Below are 18,095 nucleotides of genomic sequence, written 5' to 3' on the forward strand. Positions count from 1 at the left end.
GCTCTGCGCAATATCTAATAATTCATACATCATAACATTGCGCGTCTGCTGCTCTGTGTCGCTGAATGCAATGGGGGTTTCTGCGCGGCCGCCCCTGAGCTCGGAGTGCTGTCTTGACTATTGGTGTGGCAGGGCGTCTAGCCGGGATCGATTAGCGGACATTCGTTGCCGTCATCAGCCTTCCTGCTTCGGCCAACCTTATGCGCGATACTGTGCTCATGATCACCGCCACTTTCCGCTTCTACGCCGAGCTCAACGACTTCCTCGCGCCGGACCAGCGCCAGCGCGGGGTCGCCCGTGTCTGCGCGGTGGATGCGACGGTGAAGCACACCATCGAGGCGCTCGGTGTGCCGCACACCGAGGTCGAGCTGATCCTGGTCAACGGCGAGTCGGTCGGCTTCGACAGACTGCTGCAGGACGGCGACCAGGTGGCGGTCTACCCGGTGTTCGAGGCGCTCGACGTCACCCCGGTGTTGCGGGTACGCGAGGCGCCGCTGCGCCAGCCGCGCTTCATCGCCGACGCCCACCTCGGCGGGCTGGCGCACAAACTGCGCATGGCCGGTTTCGATACGCTGTACGACAACGGTTATCCGGACGAGGACATCGAGGCGATCGCGGCGCGCGAGCACCGCATCGTGCTGACCCGCGACCGCGAGCTGCTGAAACGACGCAGCATCAGCCACGGCTGTTACGTACGGGCATTGCGGCCCGAGGCGCAGCTGCGCGAGCTGTTCGTCCGGCTCGATCTGGCCGGCAGTGTCCGGCCGTTCACGCTGTGCATGGAGTGCAACGCGCCGCTGCGCGAAATCGCCAAGGAGCAGGTGGCCGGACGGGTGCCGCCGGGGGTGTTCGCGCAGCAGGCGCGCTTTATCACCTGCGACGTCTGCCGGCGGGTGTTCTGGGAAGGCTCGCACTGGCAGCGGATGCAGGCGCTGCTCGACAGGCTGATGACGTCGGCGGCGGATGAGGCTAGCTAGGCCGAACCGGTCTGCATGAAAAGACCGCCACGCAAGGTGGCGGTCGGATGGTCCAGCTGACCTGACTTATAACTCAGGGGTTGCCGGCCAGATGATGGAAATATGTTTGCTGCCCTTGGCGCCGACGCTGACCTTTTGCTGCTTGGTCACGCCGTCGAGCGTCGCTTTCACCATGTAGTTGCCCGGAGGCAGCTTCACTAGCATGAACGGGCCGGTGCTCTTGGCCTCGAACACTGGTTTACCCTTGATGGTGTGGATCGTCACATCGACGTCAGCGACGAACTTACCGCCGTCTTTCGACGCGCGGGCCATTTCGATCGCCAGCGGGTAGTGGCGCGCTTCGGCCTTCATCGCGTCCGACTCGTCGCTACCGATACCGCCGGTCAGGTATTCGATGGTTCCTGACTGCTGCACCGAAGGCAGGTCGGCGGCAAAGATCGGCGACGCCAGCATCAGGCTGGTGACGATGGTGGTGAGCAGGGTCCTGCTGAGATGGGTTGGAGTCATCGGTGTCCTCTCCTTAATTTCAGGTTGCTGGACAATCCAGAGTGCTCGCCGGGAACCGCTTGCGGTTGACCCGACCCGTTTAGGCTAGACCCCTGGTGGCGCCGACAAGTTCCCATTCGTTAGCTACTGCAGGTGATAGCGATTCGTCTCAAGCCTTGCCTGACAAGGCTTCGCCGGCTGGGCGTTTTTGGCACTTGCGTAAGTGTCGGCTGGTGTTCGGACGGCGCATCGTCATCTTTCCGGATCGTCGGCCGTCATCCGACAGGCATCGAAGATCACTAGCGTGATCATGGCGAAGTCCAGGCCGAGGAGGGCAGGCCAGGTAGCGGCACGGTGGTCTCAATCCAGGTCTTTCAGCAGGAAATACAGCAGCCAGCCAGTTAACAGCAATGCCAGGATGGCCATTACCAGCAGCAGCGCGTCGGTTACGACCCGGCCGGCCTCCACCCCCGACAGCGCCGTCCACGGCTTATCCAGCGCCAGGAACGAGGGCGGGAACAACGACAGATAGCCGTCCTTAGGTCGCCTCGGGGGTGAGCTCGGCCACTTCGATGTTCAGCACGTCGCAGAGCGTGGCCGATTCGTCGTAGACCCGCAGCGTCGCTTCGAACACATTGAGCACCACGTAATGGAGGCTGCCGTCCTCGGACACCGCGTCACGCGCGATGTCACGGTCACCGGTGACACCGACGTGGTCGACCATGTAACTCATCTCGAGGCGATGGTCGCGATACAGCTGCAGGGCGCGTTCCACCATGTTCAGGCGTGCCGCCTCTGGGGTGAACATCTCGTCACCGTAGAGATCCTGGGTTTCGCAGGGCTGGCGTTGCGAAGTGATCGAGGTAACGACGGTGTTGGCAGTTGGGATAAGCATGGCGTTCACCTTCGACTTGGATGGTGTCAACACTATTAAGATAGATAGTAATCGCTACTTATGCAAGTTATTGTTGTTGCGAGATCTCGAGTCGGCGATCAACGAGGGGTAGTGATTCGGGTGGTGAGGACGGCGGAGCCGCTCGGTTGGCGCCGGCCGACCAAGCGCGCAGGTTGCGCTACGCGCCACGGCGAAGAGGTCCGGGGGAAGGGCGCTCGGCGGGGTCGAAAGCGGCTCGGGGTGCGCAGGCACGGCTAGTCGCCAAGACAGTTGGCGCCCCGCATCGCTCAAGCCGCCAAGGACCGGGCACGGTGCCTGTATGGGCGGCTGCTGATACAATGCACACGATCCGCATTCTTGGCCGGTGGACTGGATCCGCCGGTTAGTAGATTTTCTTTATCTGAACTAAGAGCCGCTAACAAAACTCGGCAAAGCCTCGTTTTGTTAGCGGCTCTAAAAAGCATATTTCCAAGGCGCACAATGGAACTCGAGAAAAGCTTCGAACCGGGCAATATCGAACGTCGCTGGTACGACCAGTGGGAACAGGCCGGCTACTTCCAGCCGAATATGGACGAGAGCCGTCCGTCCTTCGCGATTCAGCTGCCGCCGCCGAACGTGACCGGCACGCTGCACATGGGCCACGCCTTCAACCAGACCATCATGGACGGTCTGACCCGCTACTACCGCATGAAGGGCGACAACACCGTCTGGATCCCGGGCACCGACCATGCCGGCATCGCCACCCAGATCGTCGTCGAACGTCAGCTGGGCGAGCAGGGCGTGTCGCGCCACGACCTGGGCCGCGACGCCTTCATCAAGAAGGTGTGGGAGTGGAAGGACGTGTCCGGCGGCACCATCACCAGCCAGATGCGCCGCGTCGGCTGCTCGGTGGACTGGAGCCGTGAATACTTCACCATGGACGACACACGCGCCGAGATCGTCAGCGAAGTGTTCGTGCGCCTGTTCGAACAGGGCCTGATCTACCGCGGCAAGCGCCTGGTGAACTGGGACCCGAAACTGGGCACCGCCGTGTCCGACCTCGAAGTGATCTCCGAGGAAGAAGACGGCAAGATGTGGCTCATCCGCTACCCGGTGGTCGGCAGCGACGAAGCGGTCGTCGTCGCCACCACCCGTCCGGAAACGCTGCTGGGCGACGTCGCGGTGGCGATCAACCCGAACGACGAACGCTACCAGCACCTCTTGGGCAAGATGCTCGAGCTGCCGCTGACCGGCCGCCAGATTCCGGTGATCGCCGACGACTATGTCGACGCCGCCTTCGGTACCGGCTTCGTCAAGATCACCCCGGCGCACGACTTCAACGACTACCAGGTCGGCAAGCGCCACGGCACCCAGCTGATCAACGTGATGACGCTGGACGCGACCATCCTCGACCAGGCGCAGGTGTTCGGCTTCGACGGCTCGGTGCAGGGCAGCATCGACCTGCCGGCCGCGTACGCCGGCCTGAGCACCGCGCAGGCGCGCGCGGAGATGGTCGCCGATCTGGAGGCCGCCGGCCTGCTGGTCGAGGTCAAGCCGCACAAGCTGATGGTGCCGCGCGGCGACCGTACCGGCTCGGTGATCGAGCCGCTGCTGACCGACCAGTGGTTCGTCGCGATGACCAAGGTCGCCGACGGCGACGCCACCGGTAAGAGCATCACCCAGAAGGCGATCGACGCGGTCGAATCGGGCCAGGTGCGCTTCATCCCGGAAAACTGGGTCAACACCTACAACCAGTGGATGAACAACATCCAGGACTGGTGCATCAGCCGCCAGCTGTGGTGGGGCCATCAGATCCCGGCCTGGTACGACGAGGATGGCAAGGTCTACGTCGCCCGTAGCGAGGCGGAAGCGCAGGCCAAGGCGCCGGGCAAGACGCTGCGTCGCGACGACGACGTGCTCGACACCTGGTTCAGCTCAGCGCTGGTGCCGTTCAGCACGCTGGGTTGGCCGAACGACACCGCCGAACTGCGTGCCTTCGTGCCGTCGACCGTGCTGGTGACCGGCTACGAAATCATCTTCTTCTGGGTCGCCCGGATGATCATGATGACCACGCACTTCACCGGCAAGGTGCCGTTCAAGGACGTGTACATCCACGGCATGGTGCGCGACCACGAAGGCAAGAAGATGTCCAAGTCCGAGGGCAACGTGATCGACCCGGTCGACCTGATCGACGGCATCGCGCTCGACGAACTGGTCGCCAAGCGCACCACCGGCCTGCGCCGCCCGGAAAAGGCCCCGCATGTCGCCAAGGCCACCGAAAAACTGTTCCCGGAAGGCATCCCGGCCTACGGTAGTGACGCGCTGCGCTTCACCATGGCCAGCTACGCCACGCTCGGCCGTTCGGTCAACTTCGACTTCAAGCGCGCCGAAGGCTACCGCAACTTCTGCAACAAGCTGTGGAACGCCACCCGCTTCGTGATGATGAACGTCGAGGGCAAGGACTGCGGCCAGGATGAATCGCTGCCGCTGGCGTTCAGTTTTGTCGATCAGTGGCTGATCGGCCGCCTGCAGCAGGTCGAAGCTGCCGTCACCGAAGCGTTCGACACCTACCGCTTCGACATCGCCGCCCAGGCCATCTACGAATTCGTCTGGAACGAGTACTGCGACTGGTACGTGGAGCTCGCCAAGGTGCAGCTGCAAAACGGCAGCGACGCGCAGCAACGTGCCACCCGCCGGACCCTGGTGCGCGTGCTGGAAGTGGCGCTGCGCCTGGCCCATCCGATCATGCCGTTCATCACCGAAGAGCTGTGGCAGACCGTGGCTCCCTTGGCCAACGCTAAGAAGACCGACTCGATCATGCTGGCCGCCTGGCCGGTAGCCGTCCCGGCAAAGATCGATGCCGCCGCCAACGCGCGGATGGACGTCTTCAAGGACATGGTCAACGCGGTGCGCAACCTGCGCGGCGAAATGGGCCTGGGCCCGGCGGTGAAGGCGCCGCTGTTCGTCCAGGGCGACGCCGCCAACGCCGACTTCCTGCCGTACCTGAAGCTGCTGGCGCGCCTGTCGGACGCCTCCATCGTCGCCAAGCTGCCGGAAGGCGACGCCCCGGTCGCGATCTGCGGCGACGCCCACCTGATGCTGAAGGTCGAAATCGACAAGGCCGCCGAAACCGCGCGCCTGAGCAAGGAAATCGGCAAGGTCGAGGCGGATCTGGCCAAGATCACCGCCAAGCTGGAGAAGCCGGGTTACACCGACAAGGCGCCGGCGCATCTGGTCGAGCGCGATCGTGCGCAACTGGCCGAATTCAGCGACAAGCTGGAGAAGCTGAAGGGGCAGTTGGCGAAGTTGGGTTAATTGCTTCTAAATCAAACGAAAGGCCGCCAGTGATGGCGGCCTTTTTTTGTGCTCGTGAAGAGCGAAGCGATGACGTATTCGCGATATGATTATTGGGCATCGACTGTCGTAAAGCTTCACTGGACGGTGCATTCAGCGCCGCCTCATGAGCATGTGACGCAAAATAATTGGAAGTGATCGGCTCCGTGGCGGATCCGGTGTAGATCAAGGCCGCGCCGATTGCGCGTGGTGCCAAGGTGGTCGGCTATGCGAAAAGCAATAGCGGCCGCACCATGCTGTTCGAGATGAGCACGCGCTGCGGCAAGGTGTAACAGGGCTGGATCGTCGCAGTGGCTATGCGTGCAATAGTGGTGATGACAGGGATTCGGCCAACTTGGCTAAGGTTGGCCGAATCGATAGCGCGATTGGCGATCAAGAAAAAACCGGGCATTGCCCGGTTTTTTCTTGGACAGCCGTTGGCTGCGCCTTGTTGCGACTGGCAATGGCAGCACTGTCAGTCAGGACGACTTTTCCAGGCTCAACGCATACTTGCGGCAGTGCTCCAGATAACCCTGCTCGTGGCTCGCCACCAGCTGCACCACGCTCTGCCACAGCCACGACGGGGCATCCAGCGTTTTGCTACGCTGCTGTTTCAGCTCGGATAGCCAGGCTTTGCAGGTGGCCTCGTCCATCTGTCGGGCATGGGCGGTGCCGACCACCCAGGCCAGGTAGCGGGCGATCCACATTGCCTGCTCGGGCTCGAGCTGCTCGATCTGCAGTGCCAGGTCCTGCGGCAGCAGTTCGCGAATGAACACGCCGCGGTCGAGAAAGCGCGCGGCCAGCATCCGTTCGCCCAGCGCGAGCGACAGATTCTGGGTGCCGACCAGCACGCGCTGGGCGTTGTCGCGCGGCATCTTGGAGCGGGCATGGCGCGGCGCGGCGGCGCGGGTGGCCTCCTTGATGTCGATCAGGCAGTAGTCGCGCTCCTCGCCGTTGTCGATGCCCAACAGCGCCGCGTAGCGCAGCAGGCCGAGCGAGCTGCAGCCCTTCACCCAGTAGGCGGCATCGAGCAGTTCCACCCTGGCATCGTCGTCGCGCGACTTCAGCCGGGTGGCGAGTTGGCGCAGGCCTCCGGTGTGGAACAGCTCGTGCATGGCTTGCTGCTCTTCGTCGCTGAGCGGCCAGAAGCGTTTGCCGAGTGGAATCTTGGGCTTGGGGTTGTCGATGCGCTCGCGGGCCAGCTGCTTCCAGCGTCGCGCTTTGGAATCGTGCAGCAGGCTGTCGATCACCTCGGGGCGTTGCTTGTGTTGCCTGTCCGGGCCTTTGAACGCGAGCTCATAGCCCTGAACCATCTGTTCCAGCATCTGTGCGGTGATCACGCCGGGCAGGCTGCTGCCGCGCGCGGCGGTGGCCAGCGACAGCGCCAGGCGCACCAGGTCGTGGGCCGGGTTGCCGATCACCGTCTGGTCGAGGTCGCGGATCTGCACCACCACCTTGCCGTCAGCGTGGCCCAGTGGCCCCAGGTTGCCCAGATGGCAGTCGCCGCAGATCCACACCGCCGGCCCGTGCGGCAGCGCGTGGCCGCGCTGGCTGTGCAGCCAGTCGTAGTATTGCACGGTATTGCCCCGCATATAGGCGTGCGGCGAACGCGCCATCTTCTGGTTGCGGAGCGCCAGCAGGAGCGGGCGGCGTTCCTCGGGGGACGGTAGGCGCATCGCGGTTCCTCTCGCTCGGCGTGATAGGGTCATGGTAGCCCGCGGGGTAGTGTGCTGCCCGGGGCGGATTGCGCGGCCGTGGCCCGAGGGTGCCTATCAAGGTTGGCCGAAAGCATCAAAGAGCCGGCTAGGCACCCGGTTTCAGCTTGTCTGATCGAGCCGTTTGGCGCTTGATACGGCAGTGCACGGCCATCCGCGGCCCAGACAATAAAAAACCGGACCAAGGGCCCGGTTTTTTTATGCTTGCTGCAAGGGGAATTACAGCCCCGGCATCGCAAAGCCTTCGATCTTGGCGGCTTTCACCAGCGTCGACAGGTATTCGTGCATCGCCTGGCGGCCGGCCATTTCGTTCAGGTGCTGCTGCAGGCGGTCCTTGATTTCTTCAAAGCCGAGCTTGCCGCCGCCTTGGCGGTCGTTTACCTGGATGATGTGGTAGCCGAACTGGGTTTCGACCAGGTGCGGGGTGATCTGGCCGGCGTCGGTGCTGTACACCGCCTGCTCGAATTCCGGCACCATCTGGCCGCGGCCGAACTGGCCCAGTTCGCCGCCCTGTTTGCCGGACGGGCAGGTGGAGTGTTCGCTGGCCAGTTCGGCGAAGCGCGACGGGTTGGCTTGCACTTCGGCCAGCACGCCTTCGGCCTTGGCACGGGCCAGGGTGTTGGACAGTTCGTCGCCGTTGCCCAGCGGGAACAGGATGTGGCTGGCCACGGCGCTGTCGCCCTGGCTGAACTGTTCCGGGTAGGCATTGTAGAACTCCAGGCAGGCGGCTTCGTCTACCGGGGTGAATTGCAGTTCCTTGTCGAGCAGGGCGCCGATGGCCTGGCCTTCGTTGCTGGTGTCGATGCCGTTTTCCTTGGCTTTTTGCAGCAGCAGTTGGTGCAGTACCAGTTGTTGGACGGCGGCGTCGCGCGGGCTCGGGGTGTCGGTATGGTTTGCCTGTTCGGCTTGTACTTGGGCTTCGGTAATTTCAACGCCGTTTACGGTGATGGCCATGAGGGGTCCTGTTCGGTTGAAGGGGGCGCGGCCGATGGGCGGCACGCGCTAATGTGTCAGCAATTGGGGGCGTTTTCCGCAAACTCAATGCCTACAGGCGGTGGCCCTTCAGCATCCGAATTGGCTGCAGGTTTGTTAGCGATTCTAACGACCGACCGCGCTGTGACCGTCGGCGACCTTTACGATCGACGGCGTCACGCATTTCGTCGCGAACTTGCGTCTGGTGTTTGGCTAACATGAGCATAGAACGGCTCCCAATAGGGAGGTCTCGATGTCAGCGGTTCGGGAAACTCGATTGCTGGCGGGGGATGCCCTCGTCATTGCCGACGTCAGTCGGAAGGCAAGGCCACCTGGCCGAGGTGCAAGCAGGTGTTCCGGTGCTTCGACGCCGCGGCCAACTACCCGGACGAGGTCTCGCCGGCGCTGTGGGGGTTCGCCAAGGGGTTGACCTGCGCAAGGGTTGACGGTGGTCAACCTGGCGCAACCGCTCCGGACACCCGAACGGGGTTTCCGGTTACGCGATGTGTTTTTCTATTGAGGAGGAGCAGACATGACCTCTCGAACACCCCCCAACGGTTTCCAGACCGTCCGCCGCGACCAGCTACGCCAGGAACGCGAACACGATAGCTACAAGCTCCAGCACAAGCCGCCCGAGCCCGCCGTCTGCCCCGATTGCGGTGCCGTCTTTCACGCCGGCCGCTGGCAATGGGGCGAGCGGCCGAGCGGCGCCTCGGAAGTGGTCTGTGCCACCTGCCACCGTATCCGCGACCGTTTCCCCGCCGGTTTCGTCCATGTCGGCGGCAAGTTTTTCGTCGACCATCGCGATGAGCTGACCGCGCTGATCCGCCACCACGAAGAAAGGGCCAAGGCGGAACACCCGCAGGCCCGCATCATCGAGATCGAGCCGGATGGGGAGGGCGTACTCATCACCACTACCGACATCCATCTCGCGCGCGACCTGGGCGAGGCGCTGCACCACGCCTACCAGGGCGAACTGGAGTTCCATTACAACGACGCTCAGAAGCTGCTGAGGGTGCACTGGCTGCGCTGAAGGCGCGGCTAGTACGGCCGATAAACGGCGGCGCGTCCCGATCCCGGGTTAGCGCCGCCGGCTGATGGGCAGCGCGGCGGTCAGAGGGAGCAAGCTCAGGCCTTCTTCAGGAAGCAGGTCTTCAGCATCAGGCCCTTGATCTTGTTGTTGCGGCACTCGACATGCTCGTCGTCATCCTCGGTGACGCGGATGTTCTTGAACACCGTGCCGCGCTTGACCACGGTGGAGGAGCCTTTCACCTTCAGGTCCTTGATCACCTGTACCGTGTCCCCGCTGTTGAGCAGGGTGCCGTTGCTGTCGCGTACTTCCATGTTGTGTCCTTGCGGGTGCGTGTGGGCAATCGGCCATTATACCCGCTTCAGAGTAGGGCTATAGAGTAGGGCTATGTTGTGGCGGACAGGCTGCTCATCCGCATCGACGGATAGGAGCGATGCTCAAGGTTGGCCGAACCGCGGTGACACGGGGTAGAACCCAGGCCTACCAGATCGGCATAGCAATATGTTAATTTCATAAAACTACACCGGTTATCAAATATCGGACATTTTCTTGGTATCGCCGTCCTGCATTGACATAAAAGTAGCGATAGCGGCTTGTCATTGCCTCGGCGTCGGGTATACAGTCGGCCGCGCACCTTGGGTGCGATAGCGTCGTTGCTGACGGCTTGGCGCCCTTGGCCGCGACGCTTCGTCGGCGGCGTCGCGCGGTGGTCGATCCCGCCTCGTCTGGCAGGCTTTGCGGCTTACGGCCTTACGCCGATAAGTCTGACGTGTAGTAACGGCATCGAGACTGAATCTGGTGGTGCAGCGGATTCAGTCTTTTTTTTGTGAGTGATGGAGACGGTAGGTGAACGGCTTGTTGTTGTCTTCGGTGCGTTGGGGATTGTGCATTAGGCGTTTTGTCCGGCCGCAGATGGTGTTTGTGGCGTGCCTGCTGTTATCGGGGTGCGGGACGCTATCCAAGTTTCAGGTCGATGCGAGTAATGCCGAGGCGGCGCGCTATGCGCGTAGTGGCAATCTGCAATACGAAGTCGACTCGCTCGCTCGTCCGCTGGTGGATGAGGGTATTACGCCCGGCATCGTCGTGGGCGTGCTGACCCCGGACGGCCTGCCCCATTTCTATGGCTATGGTGTCGCCGACAAGAGCACCGGGGTGCCGGTCGATGCCGATATGCAGTTTGCCATCGGCTCGCTCAGCAAAGGGTTTCTGGGGGTGATCACCGCACAGCTGGTGAACGAGGGCATCCTCTCTTGGGATGACACGCTGGGTGATATTCTGCCGGCCGATGTTCAGCTCAGCGCCGATGCCAAAAAGATCACCGTGCAGCAGTTGGCGACGCACACCTCGGGATTGCCACGCCAGCCGTTTACCGAACAGACGCTCGGTTATTTCGTGCAGTACCTGTTTACCGGCAAGAGCTTCTATCGGCACTTCGACCGCAAATTCGCGATGCAGTATCTTGCCAATTTCAGCGCCCCGTCGACGGTCGAGCCGCGCTATTCCAATATCGGCTACGGTCTGCTCGGCTATGTGGTGGAGCTGCGCTCGGGGCAGTCGTTGGACAGCTTGCTGCAACAGCGGATTCTGACTCCGCTCGGGCTGACCCATACCGGCTACGGGCTCGAGGCACAGGCTGCTCTTCATCATGCGCGCGGTTACGCGGGGGATCAGCCCAAGTTCATTTCCCGAGGGCAGCCGGTACCAGATTGGCAATTCACCGATCTGATGAAAGGGTCGGCGGCGATGCATTCGACCGCTCGTGACTTGCTCACTTTCGCGGCCGCCTATATGAGGAATGGTGATTCACCGTTGGGCAAGGCTCTGGCGGATACGCTGCAAGTGGATTACCAGCGCGACAAAGAAGCGGCGGCGGTCGCCTGGGTCGAGGACAGTGTCGACGGCCAGAGCATGTTCTATCAGATCGGCCTCGTCGCCGGCTATACCAGCTTTATCGGGCTCGACCCTAAGCACCATGCTGCCGTGGTGGTGTTGCAGAACAGCTTCAACTGGTCGGCGAATATCGGCTATCAATTGCTGATACGCATGGCCAAGGCGCAGGACCTGCGGCTGATGCCGTTTATCTGAGACGTACTTTGAGCCGCTAACCCGAGTTTCTGCGCAGCTAAAACCCAGCGAAGCGACGCTGCCGCAGACTGTAGGCGTACGGCAAGGCAGCCCACCCAGGCTACGTCCTCTAAGCAAAGGATGACACTATGAATATTCACTTGGGTCTTACTCCGTTGATATCGCTCATCGCCGGTATTCTGATTCTGATCATGCCGCGATTGCTGAACTTCATCGTCGCCATTTATCTGATCGTTATTGGGGTAATTGGCCTGATGGGGTCAGGTGGTCTTCATCCCTGATAAAAACGATCGGAGCGTTGCCCTGAGGTAAGCAACAGTCATGCTTCTGTGGCCTCATGCGTTGGCCGAACCGTGTTATTGCGGTTCGGCCAACTGCTTTTTGGTGGCGGCTGGCGGCGCTGGCAGACGGGTTGGCACACAGAAGGCCGATGCAGCCAGGTTCCGGGTTGGTGACATTGGCATAAAAATTTAGACAAATATCAAATATGGGACATTTTTATAGCACTTCGGCCACCAATCGGCATAAATTTTGTCGTTATGACTTGCCGTTATCTTAATGGCGGGTATAAATTCGGCCGCTTCGTTGCGTTGCAACAGGGCGGGCACAAGCGAGATAGTGCCCGACGGCATGGTGGCTACGTCTTCGACGAAGCGCGTGCAGTCGACTCCAGCCCATCCGGCTGGTTCGCTGCTTTCATGGCAATAGAGCCGCTAACAAAACGAGGCTAAGCCTCGTTTTGTTAGCGGCTCTAAATCTCATCCCATTTCAAGTGAAATGGATGACAGGAAGAGGGTGGTTATGGTGAACCGGGGCTGGGGTCTGAAGGCAAAGCTGTCGGCAACCTTCGGGTTGGTCAGTTTGCTGATGGTGGCGGTCTATTCTTTCTACGCCTATGACGCGATCGTCGGCGCGGAAATGCGCGGCGTCGATCAACGGCTGATGACCGCCGCGTATGCTACCCAGCGCCTCGTCGGGACCGACTTTCATAACCAGTTGCCGCAGAGCAACCCCGGGGATGTCGAGCAGACCGGCAGGCTTACCGATTTCACCCACGTGTCCGAACTCGCGTATGTCTACACCACCATCGAGCGCGATGGCCGGGTGCTCTACACCAGTTCTTCGGGCAGCCCGGACGAGGTAAAGGCCGGCAAGTTCGAGCACTGGTATCTGGCCGAATACAAGCAGGTTCCGCAGGGGCTGGCGGCGGCGCTGCAGGACGGCCGGATCCACTTCGAGGAGTACCGTGGCGAGTACGGCCTGTTCCGCTCGGTGTTCGTGCCGTTCAACGCCGCCAACGGGGTGCGCTATGTGGTCGGCGTCGATGTGTCGCTGGCCAAGGTCGAAGCGCTGCGCTCGACCGTGCTGTGGCAGGTCTTGGGTGTCGGCCTGGTGCTGTTGCTGCTGTCCTTGCTGGTGGCGTCGTTGGTCGCGGCGCGCACGGTGAAGCCGATCAACGAGCTGAACGAGGCGCTGCAGCGGCTGGCGGGCGGCGACTGGAACCTGGTGCGCTCGATGCCGGTGAGGAGTAATGACGAGGTCGGCCGAATCGCCGAGTCGTTCAACACCTTCATGGCGGCGCTGCGCGAGCGTCTGCTGGAGATCCGGCGCGAATCGACCGCGGTGGAAGACGTATCGCACCAGTTGAACGAGCTGGTCGGCGGAGTGGCGCAGCGTTCGCGTACGCAGGCCGAGGACGTGCACGGCAGCGCCGCCGCCATCGAGGAACTGGCGACCAGCGTGGCGCACGTCTCCGACGTGGCCGAGGACGCGAGCCAGCTGATGGAGTCGTTCGAGGGGCAGACGCAGGCCACGGTGAGCCACATCGAAACCGCGGTCGGCGGCCTGCACTCGGTGCAGCAGGAGGTGACGCAGCTGGCGACCCAGCTCGACCAGCTCGACGCGCGCGCCAACGAGATCAACAAGATCGTCGGCGTGATCAAAGATATCGCCGACCAGACCAACCTGTTGGCGCTGAACGCGGCGATCGAGGCGGCGCGCGCCGGCGAGCAGGGCCGCGGCTTTGCGGTGGTGGCCGACGAGGTGCGCAAGCTGTCGGAGCGCACCGCCAGCGCGACGGTGGAAATTGGCACGATGATCGACTCGATCCAACAAGACTCGGCTCTCGCCACAGCGGGCATGCGTGATGCGGTGGGCCGGGTCGATGCCAGCGTCCAGCATGCCGGCGACGCGCAGGCCACCTTGCTCGGCTTCACCACGCAGATTCAAGGCATCGTGCGCGGCATGGGCGAGATCTCGTCGGCGGTGCGCGAGCAGGCCAACGCCTCGCAGCAGCTGGCCGGCAATGTCGAGTCGGTCAGCAGCGCCGCCGACAACAACCGCCTGGCGGCCGAGGACTCGCTGCACGGCGTCTCCAGTCTGCTCGACCGCGCCAAGACGCTCGGCGGCGTGGTGCGGCAGTTCACCCTATAAGCCGGGTCCAGCTGTAGGAACAGCAAGGGCGAAGGCGCTGAGCGTCTTCGCCCTTTACTTTTCGGCCAACGTTTTGACTGAGAGCCGCTAACAAAACCCAGCGCAGCAATCCCAGCTAGGCGCTCTGCCGCAGACAGTACAAGTAGTACGGCAAGGCAGAGCAACAACGCTGGGAGGGGTTTACTAGCGGCTCTTTAGTGCTGCTGCGCCGCGACCACCTCACCCAGACGCCGCACCGCCTGGTCGATGGCAGGACTGAACGGCAGGCCGCAGTTGAGGCGCAGATAGCCGTCGAAACGGTTGGAGTTGGAAAACATCAGCCCGGGCGAGACGCGGATGCCTTGCCGCAGCGCGGCGTCGAACACCGCCTGCGACGACACGCCGTCCGGCAGCTGCACCCACAGGTTCAGCCCGCCGCGCGGCTCGCTGAAGCGGGTGCCGGCCGGGAAATGCTGGGCGATCGAGTCGGCCATCCGGGAGCGCTGGCTGCGCAGCTGCGTCTTGAAGCGCGCCAGGTGGCGCTCCAGCGCGCCGCTGGCCATGAAATCGGCGACGGCGATCTGGCCGAGCATCTCGTTGGGGCGCGACTGGCTGTACTTGAGCATCTCCACCCGCGCCTGCCACTTGCCGGCGGTGAGCCAGCCCAGCCGCAGGCCGGGCGCCAGGATCTTGTGCAGCGAGGAACAGAGGATGACGTTGCCGCTGCGGTCCCAGGCCTTGGCGGCCGCCAAGGGGCTAGCGCCGTCGGCCAACGCCGTGTAGCTGTCGTCCTCGATCAGCGCCAGCTGCTGCACCTCGCACCATTCGACCAGCCGCTGCTTGTGGGCGTCCGGCAAGATGCTGCCCAGCGGGTTCTGCAGGTTCGGGCTCACCACCAGCGCCTTGATGCCGGGCTGACTCTGCGCGGCCAGCTCCAGCGCCTCGAGCGAGATGCCGGTGTGTGGGCTGGTGGGGATTTCCAGTGCACGCAATCCCAGGCTTTCCAGAATCTGCAGCAGGCCGTAATAGGTGGGCGATTCGACCGCGATCACGTCGCCGGGCTGCGCCACCGCACGCAGCGCCAGTGTCAGCGCCTCGGTACAGCCGTGAGTGATGACGATCTCGTCGGCCGAAACGTTCACCCGCGCCGCCAGCGCGTGCCTGGCGAGGGCGGCGCGAAACGGGGCATGGCCGGCCGGGTCGACCGGGGTGCCGAGCAGCAGCGGCTGGCGGCGCAGCGCCCGCACCGTGGCGCTGCGCAGTGCTTCGGTCGGGTACAGCTCGGGCGCGCCGCAGGCGCCGGCCAGGTTGACCTCGACCGTTGCGTGCCGACCGCGGGCCAGGAACGACGACACCCGTTCGTGGATGCCGACGTATTGGGCCGGATCGACCCGCAGGCTGGCCGGCTCGCTAGCCGAGGTGAGGAGCGGATGGCGCGGCGGGGTGACGAAATAGCCGAGCCGCGGCCGCGCCTCGAGCAGCCCGTCGCGCTCCAGCTGACGGCAGGCCTGCAGCGCGGTCGAGAGGCTGACCTCGTGCCGCTGCATCAGCGCGCGTACCGACGGCATCCGGTCGCCGGGCGACAGCGTGCCGCAGGCGATGGCGTGTTGGTAGTGCCGAGCGAGCTGGCGATAGAGCGGTAGCGAGTCCATAAGCCATCATCCTTGCCGGCCATGGGCCGTAACAGATACAGAAGCATGCGTTTTGCATCGTAACAGAGCGGTTTTTTCGGCGCTGTTTCGTATCGTCGTCGGGCCGGCTGTGCCTACTGGCGGCCGGAGTGCCTCGATAAGCTGGGTGGGTCTGAGACCAGAGCGAAGGGGACGGCGATGACGCTTGCCGACAGGGAGATCGGGCTCGGTGCGGGCCAGGTGCTGCAGTGGCGTGCAAAGCCGGGCATGGTGTTGCATGTGCAGCAGGGGCGGGTGCGCGTGGAGGCGCTGCAGTGGCTGGAAACGATGCCGGTCAGGGCGGTACGGGTGCTGGAGGCGGGCAGCGTCTACCCGCTGCAGGACGGCGCCTGGCTGAGTGCCTTGGCCGATCAGCCGAGCCGCTTGTTGTTGCGTGCCAGCCAGCGTCGGCGCAGTGCGGTGTTGGCCGGTTTGTGCCGGCTTTGGTGCGTCAGCCGCGGCTTGGGTCAATCAGCCGCGGCTTGGGTCAAGACGCTGGGCGGCGTGGTGCGTCAGTTCGCCTTGTAAGCGACACAAGCGCCTGCGGCGGTGGTGGCGACAAGACAAATAGCGAATAGATGGGTGAGGGCGGTAACACCGTCACCCATTTTTTGTTCGGCTAACCTGTCCGTCCTCAGCGCTGTTGTGCCGCGACCACGTCGGCTAGGCGCCGGATCGCCTAGTCGATGGCCGGAGTGAACGGCAGGCCGCAGCGGCGCAGCCCACATTGGGTTGCGCCAAGTTGGGAGGAATCCGGACGATCAGCTCATCCCAACCTACGGTCTTAAGCGGTAATGAGTGTGGATTCGTCTACCTTTAAGATCAACTCGTTGCCCCGGCATGGAGGTCACCATGAAGACGCGGTTTGACGCCATTATCATTGGCACCGGCCAAGCCGGCCCGGCGCTCGCGGCAAGGCTCTCGGATGCCGGCCAGAAGGTCGCGATCATCGAGCGCAAACGATTTGGCGGCACGTGCGTGAATACCGGCTGCACCCCGACCAAGGCGCTGGTCGCGAGCGCTTACGCCGCACACCTCGCGCGGCGTGCGGCCGACTACGGCGTGACCATAGGCGGCACCGTCGCGGTCGACATGGGGCGCGTGAAGGCGCGCAAGGACGAGATCGCGGGGAACTCAAGCCGCGGCGTCGAAAACTGGATGAAGGGGCTTGCGAATTGCACGGTGTTTGAGGGACAAGCGCGGTTCGAGTCGCCGAACGAAGTGCGGGTGAATGGCGAGCTGCTCGCCGCAGACAATATTTTCGTCAATGTTGGCGGGCGGGCTCTAGTGCCGCCGCTGTCGGGGTTGGATCAGGTCGATTACCTGACCAACTCGAGCATGATGGAGATCGACTTTCTGCCTGAGCATTTGATGATCGTCGGCGGCAGCTATACCGGACTGGAGTTTGCACAAATGTACCGCCGTTTCGGTAGCCAGGTGACGATCGTCGAAAAGGGGCCGCGTTTGATTTCCCGGGAAGATGAAGACGTGTCGCAATGCGTGCTCGGGATTCTTCGGGACGAAGGTGTCCGCGTCGAGTCGGGCGCCGAGTGCATGGCGGTTGAAAAGCGCGGCGATCGGATCGTCATCAGGCTCGATTGCACCGGGAATACGCGGGAAGTCGAGGGTTCCCATTTGCTGCTGGCGGTTGGCCGCGTCCCGAATACCGACGACCTCGGCCTGGACAAAGCGGGCGTCGCCGTTGATGGCCGCGGCTACATCACGGTCGACGACCAGTTGCGGACCAATGTGCCCGGGGTCTGGGCGCTCGGCGACTGCAACGGGCGCGGCGCTTTTACGCACACCGCGTACAACGATTACGAAATCGTCGCCGACAACCTGTTGAACGGTGATACTCGCAGCGTGCGCGACCGCATCATCGCCTACGGATTGTTCATCGATCCCCCGCTCGGACGCGTCGGGATGACCGAAGACGAAATCCGCCGCTCTGGCCGCAACGCGCTGGTCGGCAAGCGCCCGATGACCCGGGTCAGTCGCGCGGTCGAAAAGGGCGAAACCCAGGGCTTCATAAAGATCGCGGTCGACGCGGACACCAAGGAAATTCTGGGTGCTGCGGCGCTCGGCGTAGGTGGTGACGAAGCGATTCATTGCCTGCTCGACGCGATGTATGCAAAGGCACCGTACACGGTGGTGCAGAGGGCAGTTCACATTCATCCGACCGTATCGGAGTTGCTGCCCACTGTGCTCGGTGAATTGAAACCGCTATAGCCGTCTGGGTTGTACACGCGGTCGTTCAGGTTGAGCTCGACGTGCACATCCGTGCCGTGTTGGAGACCATCGTGGCGGGCCGCACGACGACGCCAAGGTGCCGCGCAACGTGCCGTTCGACCTGCAGTCCCGGGAGCTACCTAGATAAGCGGGGCCGTTCCGGTCGGTTCAGCACAGGAATGCGGCTGTCGGCAGCAAGCCGTCATTTACCCTCTGCCGGCTGGGGCTGGCTGAGTGTAGAGGTCGATCGGCCGAGCTGAGCGCGCTGTGGCGCCGCTTGGGTGGGAGGCGGCGCGACGTGCCGGCTCGACA

The 18,095-nt window shown here is 63.1% G+C and carries 15 protein-coding genes; 8 read left to right on the plus strand and 7 right to left on the minus strand.

Annotation, left to right across the window (positions count from 1 at the left end):
- Window positions 1–218: 218 nt before the first annotated feature.
- Window positions 219–977 (plus strand): Mut7-C RNAse domain-containing protein, encoded by a 759-nt coding sequence (locus ACZ2IA_RS06120; RefSeq protein ID WP_470291694.1) that lies wholly within the window; start codon window positions 219–221, stop codon window positions 975–977.
- Window positions 978–1,043: 66 nt separating this feature from the next.
- On the opposite strand, the gene ACZ2IA_RS06125 is transcribed toward ACZ2IA_RS06120, so the two are convergent.
- The 3 genes from ACZ2IA_RS06125 to ACZ2IA_RS06135 form a co-directional block, all read right to left on the minus strand.
- On the minus strand, window positions 1,044–1,484 hold the full coding sequence (locus ACZ2IA_RS06125) for a T9SS type A sorting domain-containing protein (protein WP_470291695.1): 441 nt from the start codon (window positions 1,482–1,484) through the stop codon (window positions 1,044–1,046).
- 339 nt (window positions 1,485–1,823) lie between these two features.
- Entirely contained in the window at window positions 1,824–1,985 is a 162-nt protein-coding gene (locus ACZ2IA_RS06130; RefSeq protein WP_470291696.1) for a hypothetical protein, read from the minus strand.
- A 16-nt stretch (window positions 1,986–2,001) separates the two neighbouring features.
- Window positions 2,002–2,358, minus strand: coding sequence for a hypothetical protein (locus tag ACZ2IA_RS06135; RefSeq protein ID WP_470291697.1), 357 nt, complete (start codon window positions 2,356–2,358; stop codon window positions 2,002–2,004).
- 480 nt (window positions 2,359–2,838) lie between these two features.
- Between ACZ2IA_RS06135 and ACZ2IA_RS06140 the strand changes: the two genes are divergently transcribed.
- On the plus strand, window positions 2,839–5,652 hold the full coding sequence (locus ACZ2IA_RS06140; protein ID WP_470291698.1) for a valine--tRNA ligase: 2,814 nt from the start codon (window positions 2,839–2,841) through the stop codon (window positions 5,650–5,652).
- A gap of 497 nt (window positions 5,653–6,149) precedes the next feature.
- On the opposite strand, the gene ACZ2IA_RS06145 is transcribed toward ACZ2IA_RS06140, so the two are convergent.
- Entirely contained in the window at window positions 6,150–7,346 is a 1,197-nt protein-coding gene (locus ACZ2IA_RS06145) for a DUF2252 domain-containing protein (RefSeq protein ID WP_470291699.1), read from the minus strand.
- A 258-nt stretch (window positions 7,347–7,604) separates the two neighbouring features.
- Window positions 7,605–8,339 (minus strand): peptidylprolyl isomerase, encoded by a 735-nt coding sequence (locus ACZ2IA_RS06150; RefSeq protein ID WP_470291700.1) that lies wholly within the window; start codon window positions 8,337–8,339, stop codon window positions 7,605–7,607.
- 550 nt (window positions 8,340–8,889) lie between these two features.
- Here ACZ2IA_RS06150 and ACZ2IA_RS06155 point away from each other — a divergent pair.
- Entirely contained in the window at window positions 8,890–9,390 is a 501-nt protein-coding gene (locus tag ACZ2IA_RS06155; protein WP_470291701.1) for a BCAM0308 family protein, read from the plus strand.
- A gap of 95 nt (window positions 9,391–9,485) precedes the next feature.
- Here ACZ2IA_RS06155 and ACZ2IA_RS06160 read toward each other — a convergent pair whose 3' ends face one another.
- Window positions 9,486–9,701 (minus strand): alkylphosphonate utilization protein, encoded by a 216-nt coding sequence (locus ACZ2IA_RS06160; protein WP_470291702.1) that lies wholly within the window; start codon window positions 9,699–9,701, stop codon window positions 9,486–9,488.
- A gap of 532 nt (window positions 9,702–10,233) precedes the next feature.
- Between ACZ2IA_RS06160 and ACZ2IA_RS06165 the strand changes: the two genes are divergently transcribed.
- The 3 genes from ACZ2IA_RS06165 to ACZ2IA_RS06175 all read left to right on the plus strand — a co-directional run bounded on the left by ACZ2IA_RS06165 (window position 10,234) and on the right by ACZ2IA_RS06175 (window position 13,905).
- Window positions 10,234–11,472 carry a serine hydrolase domain-containing protein gene (locus ACZ2IA_RS06165; protein ID WP_470291703.1) on the plus strand — a complete coding sequence of 413 codons (1,239 nt, stop codon included), beginning with the start codon at window positions 10,234–10,236 and terminating at the stop codon, window positions 11,470–11,472.
- Window positions 11,473–11,600: 128 nt separating this feature from the next.
- Window positions 11,601–11,753, plus strand: a complete 153-nt coding sequence (locus tag ACZ2IA_RS06170; protein ID WP_470291704.1) for a DUF3096 domain-containing protein — start codon at window positions 11,601–11,603, stop codon at window positions 11,751–11,753.
- A 520-nt stretch (window positions 11,754–12,273) separates the two neighbouring features.
- Complete coding sequence (locus ACZ2IA_RS06175; protein ID WP_470291705.1) at window positions 12,274–13,905, plus strand: methyl-accepting chemotaxis protein; 1,632 nt, start codon at window positions 12,274–12,276, stop codon at window positions 13,903–13,905.
- Between the two features lie 194 nt (window positions 13,906–14,099).
- Here ACZ2IA_RS06175 and ACZ2IA_RS06180 read toward each other — a convergent pair whose 3' ends face one another.
- A complete protein-coding gene (locus ACZ2IA_RS06180) occupies window positions 14,100–15,536 on the minus strand; it encodes an aminotransferase-like domain-containing protein (protein ID WP_470291706.1) in 1,437 nt (478 codons plus the stop codon).
- Between the two features lie 177 nt (window positions 15,537–15,713).
- On the opposite strand from ACZ2IA_RS06180, the gene ACZ2IA_RS06185 reads away from it, so the two are divergent.
- Both ACZ2IA_RS06185 and ACZ2IA_RS06190 read left to right on the plus strand, forming a co-directional pair.
- A complete protein-coding gene (locus tag ACZ2IA_RS06185) occupies window positions 15,714–16,082 on the plus strand; it encodes a hypothetical protein (RefSeq protein ID WP_470291707.1) in 369 nt (122 codons plus the stop codon).
- A gap of 324 nt (window positions 16,083–16,406) precedes the next feature.
- Entirely contained in the window at window positions 16,407–17,783 is a 1,377-nt protein-coding gene (locus ACZ2IA_RS06190) for an FAD-containing oxidoreductase (RefSeq protein ID WP_470291708.1), read from the plus strand.
- Window positions 17,784–18,095: the final 312 nt, after the last annotated feature.

The sequence above is a fragment of the Crenobacter sp. CS_VA4 genome (assembly GCF_055597485.1).

What these genes read in the sequence shown, in the direction of transcription:
- ACZ2IA_RS06145 (WP_470291699.1), bottom strand. Translation starts at nt 7,346, where the DNA reads ATGCGCCTACCGTCCCCCGAGGAACGCCGCCCGCTCCTGCTGGCGCTC.
- ACZ2IA_RS06160 (WP_470291702.1), bottom strand. Translation starts at nt 9,701, where the DNA reads ATGGAAGTACGCGACAGCAACGGCACCCTGCTCAACAGCGGGGACACG.
- ACZ2IA_RS06190 (WP_470291708.1), top strand. Translation starts at nt 16,407, where the DNA reads ATGAAGACGCGGTTTGACGCCATTATCATTGGCACCGGCCAAGCCGGC.
- ACZ2IA_RS06170 (WP_470291704.1), top strand. Translation starts at nt 11,601, where the DNA reads ATGAATATTCACTTGGGTCTTACTCCGTTGATATCGCTCATCGCCGGT.
- ACZ2IA_RS06120 (WP_470291694.1), top strand. Translation starts at nt 219, where the DNA reads ATGATCACCGCCACTTTCCGCTTCTACGCCGAGCTCAACGACTTCCTC.
- ACZ2IA_RS06140 (WP_470291698.1), top strand. Translation starts at nt 2,839, where the DNA reads ATGGAACTCGAGAAAAGCTTCGAACCGGGCAATATCGAACGTCGCTGG.
- ACZ2IA_RS06175 (WP_470291705.1), top strand. Translation starts at nt 12,274, where the DNA reads ATGGTGAACCGGGGCTGGGGTCTGAAGGCAAAGCTGTCGGCAACCTTC.
- ACZ2IA_RS06185 (WP_470291707.1), top strand. Translation starts at nt 15,714, where the DNA reads ATGACGCTTGCCGACAGGGAGATCGGGCTCGGTGCGGGCCAGGTGCTG.
- ACZ2IA_RS06135 (WP_470291697.1), bottom strand. Translation starts at nt 2,358, where the DNA reads ATGCTTATCCCAACTGCCAACACCGTCGTTACCTCGATCACTTCGCAA.
- ACZ2IA_RS06150 (WP_470291700.1), bottom strand. Translation starts at nt 8,339, where the DNA reads ATGGCCATCACCGTAAACGGCGTTGAAATTACCGAAGCCCAAGTACAA.
- ACZ2IA_RS06180 (WP_470291706.1), bottom strand. Translation starts at nt 15,536, where the DNA reads ATGGACTCGCTACCGCTCTATCGCCAGCTCGCTCGGCACTACCAACAC.
- ACZ2IA_RS06155 (WP_470291701.1), top strand. Translation starts at nt 8,890, where the DNA reads ATGACCTCTCGAACACCCCCCAACGGTTTCCAGACCGTCCGCCGCGAC.
- ACZ2IA_RS06125 (WP_470291695.1), bottom strand. Translation starts at nt 1,484, where the DNA reads ATGACTCCAACCCATCTCAGCAGGACCCTGCTCACCACCATCGTCACC.